The sequence below is a fragment of the Herbaspirillum camelliae genome, assembly GCF_001929405.1.
GTDB classification, from domain to species: domain Bacteria; phylum Pseudomonadota; class Gammaproteobacteria; order Burkholderiales; family Burkholderiaceae_D; genus Herbaspirillum; species Herbaspirillum seropedicae.
This window is the reverse complement of the sequence record NZ_KV880769.1, coordinates 4,353,817-4,374,528: the sequence shown is the minus strand read 5'-3', so window position 1 is coordinate 4,374,528 and position 20,712 is coordinate 4,353,817. Positions and strand designations below refer to the sequence as shown.

Below are 20,712 nucleotides of genomic sequence, written 5' to 3'. Positions count from 1 at the left end.
ATGAACACGTCTTCGAGACCCCAGCACAGCAGGAGGGCAGGCTGGCGCATCGCGCTGATGACGCTGTGCCTGGCGGCGAGCGCCACCGCGCCAAGCCTCGCTGCGTCCGCTTCCGGCAGCGCGCCGACAGTGCCCGCTCCGGCGACCACGGTTGCTCCGCCAGAGGCCAATGCCTCTGCGCCGCCATCCCCTCAATCTGCTGTAAAGCCCACTGCCAAGGCATCGGCCACGGCCAGCGCCGTCGCCATGCCCACGCCAGTTGCCCCTGCCAGTAGCGGCGCCAGTGCACCGGTAGCTCAGGCCAAACCGCCAGCCCCCTCCCAGGTGCAAGCCCGGAAGTCCCCGCATTCCTGGGAGGGCGGGGATGCCCCGATGTCGCCCCAGGCGGCCCAGCGCATCGTCAGTGACGTGGTGGTGCAGTCCCCGGATGCCGATCCTGCTGCACGCGTACTGTTGTCGCAGCAGGCGCTCAACAGGTTCAACCCGGCCTTGCGCCGGCGCATCCAGCAGGCGCTGCTGGAAATCTACGCCGATGACCCGGCCTACATGGAAGCCTATCGGGAAGTGACCATGCCCTTGTCGGATAACATCGTCGGGCCGATCACCTTGTCCTGGCTGAACCGGTTCTGGTTCGAATTCAAGATGGCGCCGGTGAGCAACCTGAGCGATGCCTCAGTCGCGGCGCTGCTGCGCTTTGCCGCCATCGTCAAGGCCCATCCGGAGTGGAAGGCCGACCTCATCAGCGCCGAACTGGGGCGCTGGATCGATGGCTTCGAGGCGCAGGACAAGGCGCGTTACTATCAGATCCGCCTGGGTGGCACCGACGAGCAAATCCTGGCGATGCTGCGGCTGTACCATTACGACAGCGACAACAACCGCTACGCGTCGCCCGATCCGGACAGCGCGCTGCTCAACATCTTCAGCTACAGCCTGAGCGCGGACGACTTCAAGCTGCTGGCGGCCAAATCCACGGTGCTGGCCAAGCTCTCGGCCCTGCAGGATGTGGTCTACCTGAACGAACCGTTGTTCGATGCCGCCGTGCTCGACGCGCTCAAGGAGCTCGGCTCGGACGCCCACAACTATCTGCCGATAGCGCGCGTGGCGGCGCTCCAGCAGAGCTACCACCTGACGCTGGACAACCTGCAGCAACTGCGGGAAGGCGGCGTGCCCGAAGACATCCTGGCGGCGCTGGAAGCCTTGACGGCGACCACTTACCCGAACCAGGCGGCGTTTTCGGAAGCGGTGCTCGACGCCACCCCTTCCGTGAAGAGCTCCATCGACCCGCACATGGGCGCCATCATCGATGCCGCCGACACCAGCAATATCTATATCCTCAACGCCCGGGCGCTGGCCGAACTGGGCGCCAACCGCCGCAACGAGGCGGTGCCGCAGGTGATCCTGGACATGCTCAAGGGCCTGCAGGGCCTGGAATACGCCAATCAATGGCTGTTCGACAAGGCGGTCATGGCGCGACTGCGCCAGGGTATCGGCGCCTGCCCGGGCGGCATGGCGGGCAACGCCGCCCTTGGTCGCAAGATTTCCAGCCAACAGATGGAACAGCTTGCGCGCGCCATCGCCGACCCGGCCTTGTTTGCGCAACTGGACAAACTATGGAAAGCCACTTCCTGCAGCAAGATCGATGAGTTGAGCATGCCGCAGCAGATCGAGGCGCTGTACATCCCATTTCGCGCCTCCATCCGCGCCACCGCGCGCAAGCATCCGGCCTACGATCCAGCCAAGCAGGTGCGCTGGAACGGCAATGGTTGCGGTTGCGTGCTCGACGAACTCAATGGCGATGTCTACGGCATCTATCCGTTCTGGCACGCCGGCAAGCCGCAGCAAGTGGATTTCAGCATCTTGTCGCGCATCGGCTATTACGGCGCCACCTTCGATGACAGCGGCACGCTGCGCCAGGCCAACGACAACCGCGACTTCGTACGCGCCATCCAGAACGGCAACGAATTCGTCAAGGTCGCGCGGCGGCACCAGACCGCCATCGACTGGATCATCCAACGCAACGACTGGCGCAGCTGGAGCAGGATGAACAAGGGCGCCAAGGAGACGGTGTTGCGTGAGCTCTCGACGAACATCGTGGAACTGATGTCGACCAAGCTCAATGGCTGGGACACCCGCCTGTCCAGTCAACTGCCGCAGTGGGCAAGCTTCAGGCCGGCCAACGGCGATGGTGTGACGCTGTTCTTCGACGGCTATCCCAGCGACGACGTGTCAGTGGCCGCCTTCTACGGCTTTATCCGGGAGTTGCGCCAACGCCTGCTCGACGCCGACCTGGGGGACAGCATCAACGTGATGATGCGCAACAGCGCCATCGGTCATGGCGTCTACAGCTATGACAAGCTGTCGGAGATGATCCAGTTGGCCGCCAAGGACTACGGCAATTCGTTGTGGGACCGGCTGGAGCGCGGCCATCGACAGGCATTGCCGCGTCTGCTGGTGCTGCTGGAGGAAGAGACTACCGAGAGCAAGAAGCAGTTGCGCCTGCGCGCCGAGAATGCCTTGCACGGGGAAGATCGGGCCCAACTGCTGCGTCGTGTGGTCCCGGTGATCACGTTCGACAACGACAACTGGCAGCAACTGGAAGACGACATCATCTACTTCAAGGACAACTTCGGCGGCATCGGTTTCTGGACCATGCCGATCATCGCGGCGGGCCCACCGCCGCCGGAAGCCTCGGCCAAGAACGAGACGGTTGCCGTGCTGCGCGCCCAGCTGGCGCCGGGCCGGGTGCCGGATTGCGTCCAGACCCAGGACATCAGCACCTGCATCGGCGACTACTACCAGGTCAATCCGGGCGCGTCGACCTCGCCGGTCTGCAAGACGGTGTGCGAGAACCTGTTCGCTTTCCGTGTCGCCACGAGGCTGTCCTTCCTGTTCTTGCTGGGATGCGCGCTGGCCTATTACGGCTCATGCCGTTGGCGGGAGATCATGAAGCGCTACCGCCATATTCCCGCCCTGGTGCTGTTCGGGCTGTGGTTCTTGCTGTCGCTGGCGATGCTGTTCTGCGATCCCTTCCTGCACTGGCTGGCCAGCGGCTACATGATTCCTATCTTCCTGGTGCTGTTGATCGTGGCCTTGATCGTCTGGTATCAGTATCAGTTGAAGCAGAAGGATGAGCAGCCTTGAGCGCTGAGGCTGGCGCGGAGGGCGCGGGTAGCGCGGCTCCTCCCGGGCGCTTGATGTGGATGTACTTGCTGGCGCCCGTTTGGTCTTAGCGTGAACTTCAGATCGGCGACGGGCGCACAGGCATGTCGGTTTGTCTCAGCTCAGGTGAGATCCTGGCCATCGTCGCTGTGCCGCTGCACGGCCTGCCCGGCCGCCTGGGCGCGCGCGCCCATCACATCGGCCTCCTGCTCCAGCGCCCGGTCATCGTTGACCGGCACACCGGTCATCATCTGCATGGTCGGCTGCACGCGGCCCTGGGCTTGCTGCACGACGTGCCAGGCTTCGTGCGGCAGATGGCGCTCCTGGCCTGCAGCGAGGTGGATATCGCTGCCCTGGGCGAAGGCATGGGCATTGAGTTGCGCCGGTTGCGACGAGTTGTAGTGAACGTTCACATGCGCCATGCTCATGCCAGACAGCGATTCGATACCCGCCTGCAACGGCGCGGGCAGGGCATTGCTGCGTGTCGGCTTGGTCGTTTCATGGGCGAAGCGCTGCGTTGGCGCCATCTCTTCTTCCTCCACCCGCTGCACCGTATGGCCGGCGGCGGCGTCCAGGGCCATGCGCTGGCCGACGCTGGCTGGGTGGGCAGGATGCGGGGTGTCGAGCAGTTGTTCCTCGTCCTTGAAGGCGCGCTGGATCGGGTCCTTCTGCGCCAGTTGCATCAGTCGTTGCAGGCGCCCGTGCTCGGGACGGTTGTCTTGCATGGCCTGGACGGTGGGCGAGGCAGAAGTGGCTGGCCGACGGGCTTCCTGGGTGCTGGTCTTCTTGTGGTGGAGCGATGTTTTCATCGTGGGCGACCTCAAGGTGTTGGCAACAGACGGCGTGTGAGTGGGTGGAGATGTGCCGGGTGTGACGGACTTCTTCACGGGAATGGCGCAGAACAGCAATCACCACCGAAATGATAGAGCAAATACGGCCCCAATGAATAACAAAAAATCCCGACGGAATGATGACCGCTGCCTCGCAGGTACATGCAGGGAAGATCAGCAAGACGCAGGGCAGGTGCGGAAGATAAGGATGAGGGCAGAAGCCCGCTTCGGCCTATCGCGTCCTTGCTGGACTAGCGACCATCGATCAGCCGCTTCACCAGCTGGGTGCGGTTGCCGACATTGAGCTTCTTGAAGATCCTGGTGATGTGGGTGCGCACGGTCGAGAATTCGATATGCAGTTCGCGCGCGATTTCCTTGTCGGACAAGCCCCGGCAGATGCACTGCGCCAGATGGCTTTCACGTTCGGAGAGGGACGTGGGCGTCAGCAACGCGCCCGCGTCAGGGCTGGCCGCCGCAGCCGAGCAGCGAGCACGCGCACGCTGCAGCGCCAGCGTGAAGGCGGGCCGGATCAGGGCCAGCAGCCGCAGCGCGTCCTGGTCGAAGTTTTCCCTGCGGGCGCTGCGCCAGATGCGGATGTCACCGATATTGCGGTCGCCATCGTAGGCGAACATGTTCACGCCAAAGCACAAGCCATCGCGCGCCAGGAAATCATTGAAGAACTCGGTGCGCCGCAGTTGCTCCATGGGCATCACCTGGGTGACCAGCGTGGGCACGCTCAGGCGTTGCAGCTCGAAGGTGATGGGATCGCAATACTGGTAGTAACGTTCGTAGTTGGCCAGGTTGGCCGGGTCCATGTTGACCGAGACGGTGTTGCCGAAACGATGGTTGTCGTCATCCCAGGTATAGGAGGCGAAATAATCGGCATCCAGCAATTTCAGCAGCCGCATGGAAACGAAATCACGCACCTCGACGCTGGAGTTGCAGGTATTGAGCCCCCACATGATCTGCTCCAGCAGCTTCAACTTTTCGTCTGAAATGTACATGGGCGGCATCCTCCTCAAAACTCACCGTCCACGCCGGTCCTGCCCCGGCCTGGACTGCTCCGGGCTGCACCGGGAACATCCAGGTAAATACGCTGATGAAACGCTAGGAAGCTGCTGTGTGGCAACAGATGGCGCATAGGCAAGCAAGCTGGTGCAAAAAGGCGTCTGGCGAACGGTTGGTTGTCATGAGAGCAAGATAGATTCCACGTGTTTTCGCTATGCGTGATCGAGAGGGGTGTGCGGCGCGCCACCTTCTGTCCATGTCATCGGCGAGCGGGCTGGGTTTCCTGCGGTGCGGCCTCTCCGGCCTGCAAATTATTTATATCGTTTGAATGGTTCTTCTGCATCGACCTGTCAGCCGTAGCCAACACTGCTGACTGCGACGCCCCCATCGTTTTTGCATGCTACTCATTTTGTTTTTGCCATGCAACATTGATGGACATGGCCGCTCTTATGTCAGCATTTTGTCAGCCTTGTTTGCGACAAATGCGTGGTTTTGGGGAAAAACTTGTCCGCCTTATACGATGCTCGATATTCCACGCCGGTGGATCACGCACCATCCTCATTCTTGTGGATACTCGCATCTTTCAGACTGGCTTATTCTCCATGGCAAACGCGGGCTTGCGGCGCAGCTGCGTCAACTTTCAATGGATGAATATGGATCTGGTAGACATGACCCTGATCGAGGTCCGGCAAGGCCTGTCGGACCGGCGCTTCTCCTGCCTTGAGTATGTCGATGCACTGATCGCCGAGACCGAGGCCCAGTGGGACCTCAATTGTTATCTGCAGCGCGATCCCGACCAGCTGCGCAGCCAGGCCCGGGCGCTGGACGAGCAGGGCGGCGATGGCCCCTTGAGCGGCATTCCCATTGCCATCAAGGACAACATCGATGTCGCCGGCATTGCCTCCACTGCGGGCACGGCGGCGTTGCGCAACAATGTGCCGCAGCGCCATGCCACCGTGGTCGAATATCTCTTCGGCGCCGGCGCCCTGCATGCCGGCAAGGCCAATATGCATGAACTGGCCTTTGGCATCACCAACAACAATGGCGTGTTCGGTCCCTGCCGCAATCCCTACGATGCCGAACTCATCGCCGGCGGCAGCAGTGGCGGCTGCGGCGCGCTGCTGGCGGCCCGGCTGGCCCCGGCTGCGGTGGGCACAGACACGGGAGGTTCGGTGCGCATCCCGGCGGCGCTATGCGGTGTGGTGGGATTGCGTCCGACCAGCCGGCGCTATTCCCGGCACGGTGTCGTGCCGATTTCCCATACCCGCGACACGCCAGGGCCGATGGCGCGCAGCGTGGCCGATGTGGCCCTGCTGGACCAGATCATGGCCGGCAGTCGCGCCAGCGCACCCTTGCTGGCGCTACCGCCCAGCCAGTTGCGGCTGGGCGTATTGCGCAATCCGTCCTGGCAAGGGCTGGAAGAAGAGGTCGAGGCCAATGCCAATGCAGCGCTGATGCAGCTGCGCGAGGCCGGTGTCGAACTGATCGACGTGGACTTGCCGACCTTGGCGCCGCTGAGCAATGCCGCCGGATTTGCCATCGTGCTGCATGAATTCCTGATCGATCTGCCGGCCTACCTGCAGGCCAGCGACGCCCGGGACGTCATCAAGCGCGTGCTGGCCGAGGTCGGTAGCCCCGATGTGGCGCGGATCATCCAGGCCACGCTGGACCAACCGGTACCGGAGCACGCTTATCGCCTGGCGCTGGAACAGCGCCGGACGATGCAGGCCCTGTATCGCGACTGCTTCCGCAGCCAGGGCATTGATGCGCTGATCTTCCCGACTACCGCGCTGACTGCGCGCCCGCTCGGGGAGGACGACACCGTGGCGCTGCGTGGCGAACGCGTGCCGACTTTCCCTGCCTTCGCCCGCAATGCCGATGGCGCCAGCATCGCCGGGCTGCCCAGCATCAGCATTCCGGTGGGCTTGTCGGAATATGGCTTGCCGGTCGGGCTGGAGCTGGATGGCCCGGAGGGCAGCGACCGCCGCCTGCTGCAGGTGGCGGCCAGTCTGGAGACCGTGCTGGGCCGTGGTCCGCGTCCGCCGCGCCTGCCGCGCGCGCACTGCTGAGACAAGCAGCGCTGCAACGGGCGTCATCGGCAGCCTCGGCTCAGGGATCGGCCCTGTTGACCAATCCCTGCCGCCACCAGGACATCAACCCGGCAAGCTCGCCACGATGAACATGCGCTGAAACGGCAGCAGCGTGCTGCCATCGGCGCTGGGCGGGTAAGCCAATTGCATCCGGCGCGCATAATCGGCGCGGAAGGCCTGCAGTGGCTCTCCCTCCAGTTTCTCAAGATAGGGGCGCAGGCTGCTGCCGCTGGCCCATTCCAGTACCGGGTCCGCACCCGTGAGGATGTGCAGGTAGGTGGTCTGCCAGATGTCCAGGGTAGCTACCCGCGGTCGCAGCAGGTCGTAATAGCCGCCCATCTCCAGGACATTGCGCCGTTCCGACACCTCGCCCAGCACGTCAGCATAGGCGGGCGATCGCGCCAGTTCCACCTGCGCCCGTCGCAAGGGCGCGTCATGCATGACCGGCATCTGCACCGCCAGGCAACCGCCAGGATTCAAAAAGGACAGCAGCCGTGGGAACAGTTGCGCGTGATCGGGCAGCCACTGCAAGGTCGCATTGGTATAGATCAGATCCAGCTTGTGCGCGGGCGTCCACTGATTCAGGTCGGCGGCGATGAAGCGGCCCTGCGGCACGTTCATGCGCGCCTTGGCCAGCATGTCTTCGGAGCCATCGACACCGAGCACCTCGGCCGTTGGCCAGCGCTGCTGCAGGATGGCGCTGAGGTTGCCGGCGCCGCAACCCAGGTCGAGGATGCGCGCGGGAGTCTGCGTGGGCAGATGCAACATCAGGTCCAGGGCCGGGCGCAGGCGCTCGCCGCCGAAACGCAGATACTGGGTGACGTCCCACTGGACCTGGGGTTGCATGATGTCTTGAGAGTCTTGCATGGCTTACTCCTGGGTCGTTGTCTGATTCAGGCCGACGTCTGCATGCGCCGGGTCGTTTTCTCTTGGCTGCTTGGTATCTTGAGCGCTTCAGAAGAAACGGTAAAATGAAATTATTTCGAAGATTAATAAGTTTTCCTTATGAAAATCGACATCCTCGGTGTGCAGGCATTTGTCGCGATTGCCGATCACGGCAGCTTCCAGGGGGCTGCGGGCACATTGCATGTGACACAGACGGCAGTGACGCTGCGTTTGCGCAAGCTCGAGGATTTTCTGGGCGTCACGCTGATAGAGCGCACCACACGTTCCATCGCGCTCACGGAGATCGGACAGGACTTCCTTCCCCAGGCGCGACGGCTCCTGGCCGAACTGGCCGGGGCGCTCGTCGAGATCCGGGAGACGGGTATTGCCCGACGCGGTGATGTCTCGATTGCCTGCGTACCCACCGTCGGCGTGCAGTACCTGCCGCGCATCCTGCAGGCTTACTCTGCGCGCTATCCGCACAACCGCATCAAGATCCTCGATCACGCCTCATCGGCCGTGGCGGAGGCAGTGCTGCGCCGAGAGGTGGAATTCGGCATCCATATTGCGGGAGAGCATCATCCCGAGCTCATCAGCGTTGCGCTCACCGAAGACAGGTATGTGCTCATTTGCCCCAAAGACCATCCCCTGGCCAGGCGGCGCCGCATCGCCTGGCGTCAACTGCAGTCCTATCCACTGATCTTTGCCGGCGAGGTGAGCGGCAATCGGGCCTTGCTTGATCCGGCGCTCAAAGCCAATGGCTTCGCCTTGCGCTCCTTCTACGAAGTGCAGCGCAGTTCGACGGCGGTGGGACTGGTGGCCCAAGGTGTGGGCGTGGCTGTCGTGCCCAAGCTGGCCATACAGGAAGGCGCTTATCCCACGGTGCGGGTGATAGAACTGGTGGACCCGGTGGTTTCTCGCAGTCTTGTTCTGATCACGCGCAAGGCAGCGCATCTGTCGCCGGCGGCTCAGGCGCTCTACGACATGATCCGGGAACATGAAGGCGATGACTAAGGCAGGGGTGTTTTCCTTATTCGCGTTGTCTTGTCGAAGAAGAGCTCGATCGAATATCGTCCCGCCACTTTATTGATCTTCGTCAGAAATATATTTTCCGGCAGGCTCAGGATGAGCAGACATACGCGGGCCGACCTGGCGTCAAACGCCACCGGCCTTGCGCTCTCCATCTCTCTATCTCAGGACAGGGAAATGCGCATTCCTCTCATTGCGGGCTTGACTGCCATGGCGCTACTGATCGTCTATGTCGTTTTCTACTTCGTTGTTCAGTACGTCGTCCAGGACTGATGATTGCCGTTCTGGATCAACTGGATCAACTGGATCAACTGCAGCAACTGGCGCAATCGTCGCAGCGCTTTCCGGTCGATTGACCAGCGGTCAAGGCGGCGCACTACGATAATGTTGCGCGAGCATGCGCGCCACGGCGCAGGAGGCCAGCCGGGTCTCTCGCGAATCGGCGCGGCTGGTCAGGATCAGCGGAATCCTTGCGCCGAGCACCAGCCCGGCGCTGATGGCGCCTCCCATGTACTCAAGCTGCTTGGCCAGCAGATTGCCGCTTTCCAGGTCTGGCACGACCAGGATGTCTGCCTGGCCGGCCACTTCCGAGCTGATGCCCTTGACCCTTGCTGAAACGGGCGAGACCGCGTTGTCGAAGGCCAGCGGTCCGTCCAGTATCGCGCCGGTGATCTGACCGCGATCGGCCATCTTGCACAATGCCGCAGCATCCAGCGTGGCCGGCATCCGTGGATTGACGGTTTCCACGGCGGCGAGGATGGCGACTTTCGGTGTCTTCACGCCGATGACATGCGCCAGCTCAATGGCATTGCGGATGATGTCCGCCTTCTCCGCCAGGCTCGGCTCGATGTTGACCGCTGCATCAGTGATGATGAAGGGGCGCGGATAGGAGGGCGTCTGCATCAGATAGCAATGGCTCATCCGCCGCTTGGTATGCAGCCCCGGACAGGCGACCACGGCGCCCATGAATTCCTCCGTGTGCAGGCTTCCCTTCATCAGCATCTCGACCTTGCCATGCATCACCAGTTCGATGGCCCGCGCTGCCGCAGCGTGACTATGTGGCACGTCTTCCAGAGGAAAGGCGGAAATGTCGAGCTTGTGAGACTCGGCCAGCGCCAGCAATCTGCCTCGCGGTGCTACCAGGATGGGTGCGATGAGACCGGCGGCATGGGCGTCGAGCACTGCGGCCAGACTGAGCTCATCGCAGGGATGCACGACCGCCACCGGGGCCGGCCCCGTCTTCCTGGCGTGCTCCAGCAAGAGCTGGAGGTCCGCATCGCCCATCTTCATGCTCACCTCCGGCAGGCTGGTGCGTCTGCGAAGGATAGGTTCAGTGGGCGCGAGGACCTTGGCTTCTCCCTCGATCACCGTTACGCCGTCCTGGTTGATGCAGGCGCATGCCAGCGTCAGCAATTTCCTGGCTTCGTCGCGTTCCTTCACGGTGACCGTGGTGCGTAAGGTGTCGCCGATACGAACGGGCGCGACAAAGCGCAAGGTCTGCCCAAGATAGATCGTGCCGGGTCCGGGCAGGCGGGTGCCCAGCACTGCCGAGATCAGCGCGCCACCGAACATGCCGTGCGCAATCAGCCCGTGGAAGCGCGTTTCCTTGGCGAAGGCCAGGTCGAGGTGCTGCGGGTTGGCGTCGCCCGAGATGACCGCGAAGAGCTGGATGTCAGCCAGGGTGAGGGTGCGGGTGATCGTAGCCGAATCGCCGACGGCAATTTCAGAGAAGATGCGGTTGCGGATCAAGCCGAGCACGTCGTCGGAGGCGTGGGCATCCTTGTCAGCGACAACAGGGGCGGGAAGAGAATCGGCCATCTTGAGCTCCTTGCGTGGGTCTCAGCAAAAAAACGGTCGTCAGCGCAGCCTCCGCCTAAGCGATGATATGGTAGCCAGCGTCCACGTAGAGGGTGTTGCCGGTAATGACGCTGGCCGCATCGCTGACCAGAAAGCTGCACATGTCGCCGACATCGTCGATGTTGGCCAGGCGACGTAATGGGGCGCGTCGCGCGGCATCGGTGAGGAACTGCTCGAAGCAATTCAGGCCGGAGGCGGCGCGGGTCGCCAGTGGGCCGGGCGAGACGGCATTGACCCGGATGCCCGCCGGTCCCAGCTCCATGGCCAGGTAGCGTACGGCGGATTCGAGCGCGGCCTTGACCGGCCCCATCACGCCGTAGTTGACGACGACTTCTTCGGCGCCGATATAACTCATGGTGAGCAGGCTGCCGCCATTTTTCATCAGGGGCTCGGCGAGGCGGGCCATCCTGATGAAGGAATGGCATGAGACGTCCATGGCGAGGGAAAAACCTTGCGAGGAGCAGTTCGTGACGCGGCCATGCAGGTCGGGCGCCGGCGCAAAGGCAATCGAATGAAGCACGAAGTCGAGGCTGCCCCAGTGCGTCCGGATGAGATCGAAGACCTGTTCCATCTCGCCCGGATGAGTGACATCCAATCCACACATGATGCTGGCCTGCAGCTGATCGGCCAGCGGTTCGACATACCGCCGCGCCGACTCGTTGAGCCAGGTCACGGCCAGATCGGCGCCGGCCGCCCGCAAAGCGCGCGCACAGCCCCATGCAATGCTGTGCTTGTCCGCAATGCCCACGATCAAGCCACGTTTTCCCTCCAGCGAACAGATCATCTCATTGCTCCATGATGTAATTGCCCGGCGCGTCGGCCAGGGAGTGCGCCTTGTCATAGCCCATGCCTGCCGCAGGCACGGGCGTTCCCGAACGTTGCGCCAGCCAGTCCACCCAGGCCGGCCACCACGATCCGGTGGTCACGGAAGTGCTCGCCATCCACTCATCGGCGGACCTGTACGATGCGCCGGCGGCGCGCGTACTGATCTGGAATTGACTGCGCGGATGACCGGGAGGACTGACGATGCCCGCATTGTGACCGCCGCTGGCGAGCACGAAGGTGATTTCCGCCGGGCACAGGGAGTGCAGCTTGTAGACCGAATGCCAGGGCGCAACATGGTCCCGGACGGTGCCCACGAGGAAGACCGGCAGGTTGACATCGGCAAGCAGCACCGGCTTGCCATCGACCTCATAGCGGCCTTCACTGAGATCGTCGTCGAGAAACAGGCGGCGCAGGTATTGCGAATGCATGAGGGCCGGCATGCGCGTCGCGTCTGCGTTCCACTCCATGAGGTCGCTGTTGTGCGCCGGAACGCCCATCAGGTACTGCCGTATCACACGCGACCACAGCAGGTCGTACGAGCGCAGCATCTGGAAGGCTGCCGCCATCTGGCTCTGGCTCAGGGTGCCGGCCTGTTGCATCTGGGCTTCGAGCAGGCTGATCTGGCTTTCATCGATGAACAGCCCCAGTTCGCCCGGTTCGGTAAAGTCGGTCTGGGCGGCCAGCAAGGTCAGCGACGCCAGCCGCTGGTCACCGTCGCGCGCCATGGCGGCAGCGGCAATGGCGAGCAGGGTACCGCCCAGGCAATAGCCCACCCCATGCACCTTGCGGTCGGGACAGGCGCTGTTCACCGCATCCAGTGCGGCGTGAAAGCCGCTGTCGAGATAGTCGTCCATGCTGAGGTCGCGGTCGGCAGGGGCGGGATTTTTCCACGACACGCAGAATACCGTATGGCCTCTCTCGACCAGATAGCGGATCAGCGAGTTGGCGGGGGAGAGGTCCAGGATGTAGTACTTCATGATCCAGGCGGGGATGAGCAGCAGGGGTTCCGGATAGACCGTCTCGGTAGCGGGCGCATAGCGGATCAGTTCCATGATGCGGTTTCTCAGCACCACCTTGCCGGGCGAGACCGCCACGTCCCTGCCAGGCATGAAGGTGCGGGCCGCGCTGGCGGGCTTCTCCAGCAAGAGACCGATCATGTCGTTCATGCAATTCTGCATGCCCATCAGCAGGTTGGCGCCGCGTTGTTCCATGGTGATTCGCAGCACCTCTGGATTGGTCAACAGCTGGTTGCTTGGTGAAAAGATATCCAGATACTGGCGCGCAGCGAAAGCAACCAGATCGGCATGGTGCTTTTCCACGCCCCACACATCACGGGTCGCTGCCGCCCACCATTGCTCGGCCAGCAGGAAGCTCTGGTGCCACAGGTTGAAAGGCCATCGCTGCCAGTCCGGGTCGCTGAAACGGCGATCCGCGACAGGCAGCATCGAAGAGCTGCCCTCGTCAGAGGAGCTTGAGCGGCTGATGTAATGCAGCAGGTGGTTGGCCTGCTGCAACGCCAGGCAGAGCAACTCCAGACGTTTGCCCGGAGATACCGCCAGGTGTGCGGCCCAGTCAGTGGCCGCCAGCAGTCCTGAGACCAGCGAAAGGGAACCGCTGGCGCGCGCCAGCGCAGCGTGGATCTGCCTATCCAGCCGCACGGTCGGCGCGACCGGGATGGCGGCTTCCTGCAATCCGGCCACCGCCACCGGCTCCCGGTTCTCTGGCCCGTTCATGAGAACAGATGCGCATGCCGCTGCTCGCGCAGCCGCTGGCAGTCCAGGCAACGCTTGGCGGTCGGATAGGCCAGCAGGCGCTCGACGTCGATGTCGATGCCGCAGTCCACGCAGATACCATAGCTGTTGTCCTGCATGCGCGAACGGGCATTGGTGATATCCAGCAATTCGTGCAGATCCTGATCGGACATGAGATGCCGGACGCCTACCGTATCCTCGCCATCATCGCCGGCGAAGTCCTGGGTCTGGATGCGCTGGCGCAGTGCGGACTCTGCCGTATCCAGCAGAGAGCGCAGCCGTACCAGCTGTTGTGTCGAAAGGTGTCGCATGAAAGCTCCTTGTCTGGCCATGCGCGCCGGGGAGTCGCGTCATGGCATGGACACTTTGCGCCATGCACGGTATCGCGCCACTGATTTAGGTCAAAGTGCGCAGAGCTCACCCTCTCCATCGACGGCCCTGAATTTGACCTGCATCAGTTTTGCCAGCGAGGCCCTTCGTAGAATCCTTTATATACGGTGCAGAAGTGGTCAGCACCTGAGTATCCAGGAGGGCTTCCATGAGTACGTCGACCCAGGAACGGATCTTTGCCGAGATTGAAGAGATGGTGCGAGAGCATCAGCTCATCCTGGAAGAGTTCGCGCGCCTGGCCGTTGTCCCGCCAGCCGAATTTGCGCCGGTCTATGCAGGCCTGCTGGGCCGGATCGAAGCCGATTTCCGCGCCGAGGAGAGCATCATGGAGCAGATCGATTACCCGGACCTGCAGAATCACCTGCGGGACCATGCAGGCCTGCTGGGCATCCTCCACAAGGCCAGGCCCTACATTGACGAAGGCGACATGTCCTTTGCAGAGATGATCCGTTCGAGCATGCCGTTGATGCTGGTGCATCACATGAACAGCATGGACATGCTCCTGGCCGACGCCATCGCGCGCTTCATCACCAGGGACAGCGAGCACGGGCAATGAAAGCCGTTATTGGAGCTCAGCAACAGCCGATCCGACCTGGTCAATTGATGATGCATTTTTGAAAGGAGCAGTCATGTCTCAACCTACTATGGATAAATACGCTGATCTCTGGGTGCTCTGCGCCAGTCAGCAAATCGAATTGGGCGTCGAATTCGGCGCGGCGGCAATGGAATGCATGAGCAAGGTCTACGACCTGGACAGCAACTTCGCGCGGCGCGAAATGGGGAATGCGATTCTGCTGGTCAAGCAATGCGTGGATGCAAGAACACCCATCGAGGCCGCTTCGCTGGTCGCCGAACGTTGGCGGACAGACATGCAGGAAGGCGCGAAATTTACCCAACAGCTTGGAGAATTGCTGGGCAACGCCACGATCAAGCTGAACCATTCCGTGCAACGGCACACCATCGAGGTCAACAAGCAATGTACCAGCTGTTTGCAGGGTGTAGCCTCGCACCGTGCCGCCAGCAATGGCGATCTCACGCATCTGTTAGACAAAAGTATGCACGAACTGCCGGGCATGCTCGGGAAGATGTTCGAAAGTGGAAAGCAGATCAGCGACGCCTGGAGCAATGGCATCCAGCAGGTGGTGCCGCAGATGCTCGCCGCCACGACGCTGCCCAGCGAAAGCACGAGTCGCAAGACGACAGCTAAAGGAAGCAAGGCTGAGTCGTGAATGAACTGACGCCATTGCCTTGTCGCTGACCGGATTCAACGGAGAGGGGACGCCCAGTCGGGACGATCAACCGTCTCCGAGTCCACCACGACGATGTAACGCCCGGGCGTGTCGACATCGCCGACTGGAATGCTCCCCATGATCCGCTCCCCGGCGGCCCGGGCCGCTTGGTAGTCGGCGTCCAGTACGCCATGGATGTCCAGGAGCCGGTTCAGCGACGCCGGAATGCGGATGCAGCCCTTGGATTGGGCCGAGCCCAGCAGCGGCTCCAGCAGGTCTGGATCGGTGGCATGCATCTGCAGGCGCATCGTGCCCGATGCGCCTTTCCCCCATCCACGCTGGGCCGTCTGCCAGCCAAGATCGAAGACCCGCATGCCGCGCACCCCATAGCCCCTGACGCCTTTGGAATTCCGGGTTCCCAGCGCTCGATAGTCTGGGTTGTCCACGGAATGCCGGAATACGCCCGTCGGGGTGAGGAAGTGATCGAATTGTCCAATACGCCCCGTCGAGACGGGCGCCGCGCCAATGAGGCGGAAGTCCGTGCCACCGTCGGTCCAGTACAGTAGCGATACCTGTACCGCAGGCGCACGATCCACGACCAGCACGTATTGGGCCTCGGCCAGCGTAATCTGCGCCTGCAGCAGCATTTGCCGGGTCAGGTCGATGTAGCGCTGCTGCACGTCCGCCGGCGGCTGCCAGCGAGGCTGAACTTCGGCCGCATAGAGGGCGGCCAGCTCGAGGGCGCTCACCTCTGCGCGCGCTGGTGCTGTCGCACTGGCGACCACCACCGAAGCCGCCATGGTGAGGATGAAATCAAGATAAAACGACATGCTTGTCCTTCTGGCCCGTTAGCGCTCGGTCATTTCGTCAGCGGATACATTGCCGAACGGCAGCTACCCGGTACTACCAGCACCGGTGAGCTGCCATTGCCTTTTCCGGATGGTTTTTTTCTAGTGTTGGTGCTGGGCCCCGATCCTGTTTTGATCCACATCAGTTCTCCCATGCAACCGAAGCATAGGATGAAGACATTGTTTCCCTTAGGAGATCAGGCCATGAGCATTTTCAAGAAAATCCTTGTCCCGACGGATGGGTCGGATGCATCGGAGCGGGCGGTCCAGGCGGCAGTCCAGTTTGCAAAAGAGAGCGGGAGCAGTCTTGTCGGCTTGTCGGTGGCCGAAGATATCGTCCAGTGGGCCGTCATTGACGGAACCGCCATCAACTATCTGCAGGTGGAAAACGAGATCCTGGAAAACGCCAAGTCCAACGTGGCGCGATTGGCGGCGCAGGCCAAGTCCGCCAATGTGCCCTGCGAGACCTTCACCGTGAAGGCGGTCCACCCCTACGAAGAGATCCTGGCCCATGCCTCGCACCAGCACTGCGACGCCATTTTCATGGCCTCGCATGGAAGGAAGGGCCTCGAGCGATTCATTCTCGGGAGCCAGACGCAAAAGGTGCTGGCCAACGCCACGATACCAGTCCTGGTATTTCGCTAGAGATCTGCGCGCGGCTTCGGCGCAGGCATTTTTTCGGGCTTACCCTGAGGAGCATCATCATGAAGAGCGACCACCAACTGCGGCAAGAAGTGATGGACGAGCTGGCCTGGGATCCCGCCGTGGACGATAACCGCATCGGCGTGGAAGTGTCGGACGGCATCGTGACCTTGGCCGGGCACCTGTCCAGCTATGCCGAGAAGTATGCCGCGCAGCGGGCGGTGGAACGGATAGGCGGCGTGCGCGGCGTCGCGGTCGAACTGGACGTGCGCCTGCCCGGTTCCAGCGAAAGGCTGGACAGCGAGATCGCAGCCTCGGCCAGGAATGCGCTGGAATGGAATACGGTCCTGCCCAAAGAGGGCATCCAGATCAAGGTGGAGGATGGCTGGATCACCTTGTCCGGTGAAGTCGAATTCGCCTACCAGCGCCTGGCGGCCGAACAATCCCTGAGAAACCTCTTCGGCCTGATCGGCATCAGCAATCAGCTGAAGGTGGAGGCCAAGGCGGCGCCGAAGGATATCAAGACAGGTATCGAGGCGGCGTTGCAGCGGCGCGCACATCTCCAGACCAAGTCCCTGCGCGTGCAAGTGGATAACAAGACCGTGACCCTGAGCGGAAAGGTCGGCTCGCTCGCCGAGCGCCACGAGGCCTGCAAGGCAGCGCTGCACACGCCGGGAGTGGAACAGGTCATCGATGAAATCATCGTCGGGTAGGCACCAAGGACAGTGAGGTAGGTGAGGCAAGTGAGAACACTGAGGAGTCCTGAAGGAAGGAGACAGTGATAGTAGAAGCAAGCAAGAAAGAAGAAGAGCCGCGGCATAGAATCCGCGGCTCTTTCTTGCAAGCTCAACACCAACTGCCTAGCTGTACTGTGTAGTCACTGCGATCTTGCTGGCCCCAGGCACGATATGGTGTTCGAACGAGAGATGGCCGGATGCAGCCAGCAGCGTCTTGGCGCGTACCACCTCCTTCTCATCACCGTGGACCACCAGCAGGAATTCCCCCGCCTGAAGGCAGTTCTGATAGCGCAACACCGAGTCCTTGGGAATCCCGATGGCGGTCAGCGCGCCCGCCAAGGCGCTCACGCCGCCCACCACCACAGCGCCTTCCAGGCCGCTGAAGATCAGCGCAGCAATGGGTCCGAGCGCAACCACTGGCCCCAGCGCCGGAAAGGAGAACAGTGCTGAACCGAACAAGACGCCTAGCAGCCCACCCCAGAATGCACCGAGCTTGCCGTAGATCTTGGCGCGGGTGCCGGCGTTGAGGAAGCCCACCACGTGTTCCTCCAGACGATAATCGCGGCCGACAATGGAGATCTTCTTCATATCGAAGCCCAGCCTTTGCAACTCCTTGATGGCCGTTTCAGCCTGGACATGCGTACTGTAGGTGGCCACCGCCAGCTGGCTATCTGCAACGTTCATCGTGATTCTCCCGTCAGGATGCAAAGCGGTTTTCTTCCTGAATGACCCAGGAAGCGCAGATCAGGGTGATGACCGCAACGCCGATGGTCAGGCTGGTGATGTTGTGCATCATCGAGAAATCGAGCACCCAAGGCGAAGCCAGCAGCCACAGGCCCAGCAACAGAACGATGACTTCTTCCCAGATCGCCGGCATGAACAGGGCCGCCAGTGCAGCGGCTACCAGCGCACCGCCTACCAGGTAGCAGTTCAGGGAAACGGCAGCGCTCTCCATCTCCAGGACGAAGGTGGCGGCGACCAGGATGACGCCTGCCAGCAGGGTGATCCAGTCCTGCCAATGCGGCGATTTTTCGGCTTGCGGTAGCAATACAGTCATTTTCAACTCCTTGAAAGGGAAGGGGAGTTGTCAGTATCAGTTGCTGGGGAAGCGTTCTCCTGATGCAAGTCAAGAAAATCACGGCCGTCATCTTCGTCAGGCCAGTGCATGTCAGAAAGCCCTTCCAGACAATCAAAGCGAACTGGAGTAAGCCATCGTCTGCTGCAAGGGAAGATCTATTTTCACCATATGTTCCAGCAGGCATTGAGGCAGCAGATCCGCCATCTCGCGGGCCGCTTCAATTTCGTGATAGTGGAGGCGGGCGGAGATGCGCCATAGCAGCTGCAGCAGCTTCTGGTGTTCCGCCATATGGATATCGCGCTGATCATAGCGAAGTTGGACCATGTCCTCTTCTTCTTGGCGAAAAACGAGGATGAGTGCGTCCTGGAAATGATGGAAAGCCGATTGGAAAGCGGCGTCGGAGCTGGCCAGGAGGTCTTCCAGACGGCGCACCACAAACTTCTGTTCGATCAATTGCATGGGAATGTCTCGGAGGGGAATGAATCGATTTGCGGGCAGGCGTCGGTCAGTCGGTCAATCGATATGGCTATTGCTCAGGCTTGCACGCCGCCGCAACAGTCCGCAGCAGTCGCGCCATTTCGTCCAATGCATGTTCAGGCAGTCCGCCTGCGCATCGTAGTAAATCTGCAGGGTCCCCTTGTAGGTCGTCGCAACGGCCACGTAGAGTCCACGCGCCAGCATGGCGCTGGTGGTAGTGACGACGATCCTGCCGGGTTGATCTCTGACTTCCATGATCCGTTCCATCGGGTGAATCTGTAGTTCCCGGTCAGCGCGGCGCTGCAGCAGTGCGTCGATGGTGTGCTGCTGTCCGGATGTCATCGGTCCTTCCAGGATCAGACGGCCGGCAGGCCGTTTTTCCGTCAAGCGACGGCACGCCGGGCAAGTGTTCTGAATCGCATAGGAAGTGGGCAGGGACCATGTCCATGCAAGCCCGTCAAAGAACGCGCCGCATGTCGGGCAGACGGTATGTTGATCGTGCCATCCATCAACAACCGCACCCTGACACAGTAAGGGAAGCCCTCTGGCTTCATGAATAATGACTGCAGGCGCGGGCGCCGCGCTGTTGGGCAATAACTGTTGTGAAGCCTTCATCTCCCATCCTTACCTGTCAGGTCTATTGGCCGCTTGACTGAAGCTGTCTTGAGCGCTAGCGGAGTTGCCGATCTCTGAGCGCTCACTGTGCCCGGTGACGACGCGGCGATCCTGCTCCAGATCAAAAAAACCGGCATGTTCTGCGTCCTCCGACAACGATGTGGCGCGGATGTGTTGCCTGGCGCAACAGAATGCAATCGGCAGACGGGGCGAAATTCTTGACTTATATCAGCGAGACACGAGCGCCCGGGCGTAAGGTCTCCATGACGTTTTCAGGAGAGCCCTATGGACACAATCGAGGTGATCGAAGTATTGGCCGAATCGGACAGCAGCTGGCGCCAGGCGGCGCAGAATGCCGTGCACGGTGCTACGGGGAAGATCCACAATCTCCGGTCGCTGTACGTCAGCGACATGGAGGCCGTGGTGGCGGACAACAAGATAACGCGCTATCGCATCAACGCCAAGATCACCTTCCTGGTAGATAACTGAGCAGCCTGAAGATGTCGTAACCATTTTCGTTTTTCATTCATGGAGAAAGAAATGTCCATCGCTAGTGAACTGCAGCAGAAGATTATTGATGAACTGGAATGGGAGCCCTCGGTGGACGCGCGTCACATCCATGTGGCCGTCAAGGATGGCATTGCGACCCTGTCGGGGTATGTGTCCCGCTTCGCGGACAAGAAGAATGCCGAGCAGGCGACCAAGCGGGTGGCCAATGTGAGGGCGGTGGTCGACGAGCTCCTGGTCAACCTGGACGGCGCCAGCAAGCGAAGCGATCTTGAGATCGCCGAGGTCGCCCTGACCGCATTGCGGTCCAACGCCAATCTGCCGCGCGACAAGGTCACCGTCACAGTGGCAGATGGGTGGGTCACGCTCGATGGCGAAGTGGAATGGCACTACCAGCATGACTCGGCCGAAAACTCGGTGCGGCATCTGCTGGGCGTCAAGGGTGTGCTCAACAAGATTCAGGTCAAATCGAACCTGCGGGTCACGGATGTGAAGTCCAAGATCCACGACGCCCTGGTGCGCAATGCGCAGATTGACGCCAGCAAGATCGATGTGGCCATCGATCATGGCGTGGCGACGCTCAGCGGAAAGGTGAAATCGTGGGCAGAAAAGGAGCAGGCCGGTTTTGCCGCATGGTCCGCCCCCGGCGTGACTATCGTCAAGAACAACATTTCTGTCTAGCGTAGCTAGTCTGGTGCATGGAAAGCGGACGCTCTTCGCGCTGTTGATCAGCGTCCTGTCACACCAATCCTATT

22 protein-coding genes are annotated in these 20,712 nt (G+C 61.5%); 10 read left to right on the top strand and 12 right to left on the bottom strand.

Annotation, left to right across the window (positions count from 1 at the left end; genetic code table 11):
* A complete protein-coding gene (locus tag BGK68_RS19585) occupies positions 1–3,141 on the top strand; it encodes a hypothetical protein (protein WP_143433120.1) in 3,141 nt (1,046 codons plus the stop codon).
* A 140-nt stretch (positions 3,142–3,281) separates the two neighbouring features.
* On the opposite strand, the gene BGK68_RS28410 is transcribed toward BGK68_RS19585, so the two are convergent.
* Together BGK68_RS28410 and BGK68_RS19575 are read right to left on the bottom strand one after the other, a co-directional pair.
* Entirely contained in the window at positions 3,282–3,968 is a 687-nt protein-coding gene (locus BGK68_RS28410) for an eCIS core domain-containing protein (protein WP_233149358.1), read from the bottom strand.
* A 272-nt stretch (positions 3,969–4,240) separates the two neighbouring features.
* A complete protein-coding gene (locus BGK68_RS19575; RefSeq protein WP_075258457.1) occupies positions 4,241–4,993 on the bottom strand; it encodes a helix-turn-helix domain-containing protein in 753 nt (250 codons plus the stop codon).
* Between the two features lie 657 nt (positions 4,994–5,650).
* On the opposite strand from BGK68_RS19575, the gene iaaH reads away from it, so the two are divergent.
* Positions 5,651–7,066: an indoleacetamide hydrolase gene (iaaH, locus tag BGK68_RS19570; RefSeq protein WP_075258456.1), complete on the top strand. Its 1,416-nt coding sequence runs from the start codon at positions 5,651–5,653 to the stop codon at positions 7,064–7,066.
* 84 nt (positions 7,067–7,150) lie between these two features.
* Here the strand turns inward: iaaH and BGK68_RS19565 are convergent, their stop codons facing one another.
* Positions 7,151–7,954, bottom strand: a complete 804-nt coding sequence (locus tag BGK68_RS19565; protein ID WP_075258455.1) for a methyltransferase domain-containing protein — start codon at positions 7,952–7,954, stop codon at positions 7,151–7,153.
* Between the two features lie 138 nt (positions 7,955–8,092).
* Here BGK68_RS19565 and BGK68_RS19560 point away from each other — a divergent pair, with 138 nt between their 5' ends.
* Together BGK68_RS19560 and BGK68_RS27635 are read left to right on the top strand one after the other, a co-directional pair.
* The gene (locus BGK68_RS19560; RefSeq protein ID WP_075258454.1) at positions 8,093–8,986 is read left to right on the top strand and encodes a LysR family transcriptional regulator; all 894 of its coding nucleotides are present in this window, start codon (positions 8,093–8,095) and stop codon (positions 8,984–8,986) included.
* A gap of 30 nt (positions 8,987–9,016) precedes the next feature.
* Positions 9,017–9,274, top strand: a complete 258-nt coding sequence (locus BGK68_RS27635; RefSeq protein ID WP_143433119.1) for a hypothetical protein — start codon at positions 9,017–9,019, stop codon at positions 9,272–9,274.
* Positions 9,275–9,364: 90 nt separating this feature from the next.
* Here the strand turns inward: BGK68_RS27635 and BGK68_RS19555 are convergent, their stop codons facing one another.
* From BGK68_RS19555 to BGK68_RS19540, 4 genes are read right to left on the bottom strand one after another with little or no spacing between them, the layout of a single operon-like run.
* Positions 9,365–10,819 (bottom strand): bifunctional enoyl-CoA hydratase/phosphate acetyltransferase, encoded by a 1,455-nt coding sequence (locus BGK68_RS19555; protein WP_075258453.1) that lies wholly within the window; start codon positions 10,817–10,819, stop codon positions 9,365–9,367.
* Positions 10,820–10,874: 55 nt separating this feature from the next.
* Positions 10,875–11,642, bottom strand: coding sequence for an enoyl-ACP reductase FabI (fabI, locus tag BGK68_RS19550; protein WP_075258452.1), 768 nt, complete (start codon positions 11,640–11,642; stop codon positions 10,875–10,877).
* A gap of 1 nt (position 11,643) precedes the next feature.
* Positions 11,644–13,416, bottom strand: coding sequence for a PHA/PHB synthase family protein (locus BGK68_RS19545; protein WP_233149357.1), 1,773 nt, complete (start codon positions 13,414–13,416; stop codon positions 11,644–11,646).
* On the bottom strand, positions 13,413–13,745 hold the full coding sequence (locus BGK68_RS19540; protein WP_075258451.1) for a TraR/DksA family transcriptional regulator: 333 nt from the start codon (positions 13,743–13,745) through the stop codon (positions 13,413–13,415). Before BGK68_RS19540 ends, BGK68_RS19545 begins: the two co-directional genes overlap by 4 nt.
* A gap of 227 nt (positions 13,746–13,972) precedes the next feature.
* Between BGK68_RS19540 and BGK68_RS19535 the strand changes: the two genes are divergently transcribed.
* Both BGK68_RS19535 and BGK68_RS19530 read left to right on the top strand, forming a co-directional pair.
* Entirely contained in the window at positions 13,973–14,380 is a 408-nt protein-coding gene (locus tag BGK68_RS19535) for a bacteriohemerythrin (RefSeq protein WP_075258450.1), read from the top strand.
* 73 nt (positions 14,381–14,453) lie between these two features.
* On the top strand, positions 14,454–15,053 hold the full coding sequence (locus BGK68_RS19530) for a hypothetical protein (RefSeq protein ID WP_075258449.1): 600 nt from the start codon (positions 14,454–14,456) through the stop codon (positions 15,051–15,053).
* Between the two features lie 35 nt (positions 15,054–15,088).
* Here the strand turns inward: BGK68_RS19530 and BGK68_RS19525 are convergent, their stop codons facing one another.
* Positions 15,089–15,883: a L,D-transpeptidase gene (locus BGK68_RS19525; RefSeq protein ID WP_075258448.1), complete on the bottom strand. Its 795-nt coding sequence runs from the start codon at positions 15,881–15,883 to the stop codon at positions 15,089–15,091.
* 222 nt (positions 15,884–16,105) lie between these two features.
* On the opposite strand from BGK68_RS19525, the gene BGK68_RS19520 reads away from it, so the two are divergent.
* The gene (locus tag BGK68_RS19520; protein WP_233149356.1) at positions 16,106–16,546 is read left to right on the top strand and encodes a universal stress protein; all 441 of its coding nucleotides are present in this window, start codon (positions 16,106–16,108) and stop codon (positions 16,544–16,546) included.
* Positions 16,547–16,605: 59 nt separating this feature from the next.
* Positions 16,606–17,256, top strand: coding sequence for a BON domain-containing protein (locus tag BGK68_RS19515; RefSeq protein ID WP_075258447.1), 651 nt, complete (start codon positions 16,606–16,608; stop codon positions 17,254–17,256).
* A 147-nt stretch (positions 17,257–17,403) separates the two neighbouring features.
* Here the strand turns inward: BGK68_RS19515 and BGK68_RS19510 are convergent, their stop codons facing one another.
* From BGK68_RS19510 to BGK68_RS27630, 4 genes are all read right to left on the bottom strand, one after another.
* A complete protein-coding gene (locus BGK68_RS19510) occupies positions 17,404–17,964 on the bottom strand; it encodes a general stress protein (protein WP_075258446.1) in 561 nt (186 codons plus the stop codon).
* Between the two features lie 13 nt (positions 17,965–17,977).
* Positions 17,978–18,337 carry an SPW repeat domain-containing protein gene (locus BGK68_RS19505; RefSeq protein WP_075258445.1) on the bottom strand — a complete coding sequence of 120 codons (360 nt, stop codon included), beginning with the start codon at positions 18,335–18,337 and terminating at the stop codon, positions 17,978–17,980.
* Positions 18,338–18,469: 132 nt separating this feature from the next.
* The gene (locus BGK68_RS19500) at positions 18,470–18,817 is read right to left on the bottom strand and encodes a hemerythrin domain-containing protein (RefSeq protein WP_075258444.1); all 348 of its coding nucleotides are present in this window, start codon (positions 18,815–18,817) and stop codon (positions 18,470–18,472) included.
* A 54-nt stretch (positions 18,818–18,871) separates the two neighbouring features.
* The gene (locus BGK68_RS27630) at positions 18,872–19,450 is read right to left on the bottom strand and encodes a BCAM0308 family protein (RefSeq protein WP_143433118.1); all 579 of its coding nucleotides are present in this window, start codon (positions 19,448–19,450) and stop codon (positions 18,872–18,874) included.
* Positions 19,451–19,735: 285 nt separating this feature from the next.
* Between BGK68_RS27630 and BGK68_RS19490 the strand changes: the two genes are divergently transcribed.
* Both BGK68_RS19490 and BGK68_RS19485 read left to right on the top strand, forming a co-directional pair.
* A complete protein-coding gene (locus BGK68_RS19490; RefSeq protein WP_075258442.1) occupies positions 19,736–19,939 on the top strand; it encodes a dodecin family protein in 204 nt (67 codons plus the stop codon).
* A 51-nt stretch (positions 19,940–19,990) separates the two neighbouring features.
* On the top strand, positions 19,991–20,638 hold the full coding sequence (locus tag BGK68_RS19485) for a BON domain-containing protein (RefSeq protein ID WP_075258441.1): 648 nt from the start codon (positions 19,991–19,993) through the stop codon (positions 20,636–20,638).
* The last annotated feature ends 74 nt before the right edge of the window (positions 20,639–20,712 follow it).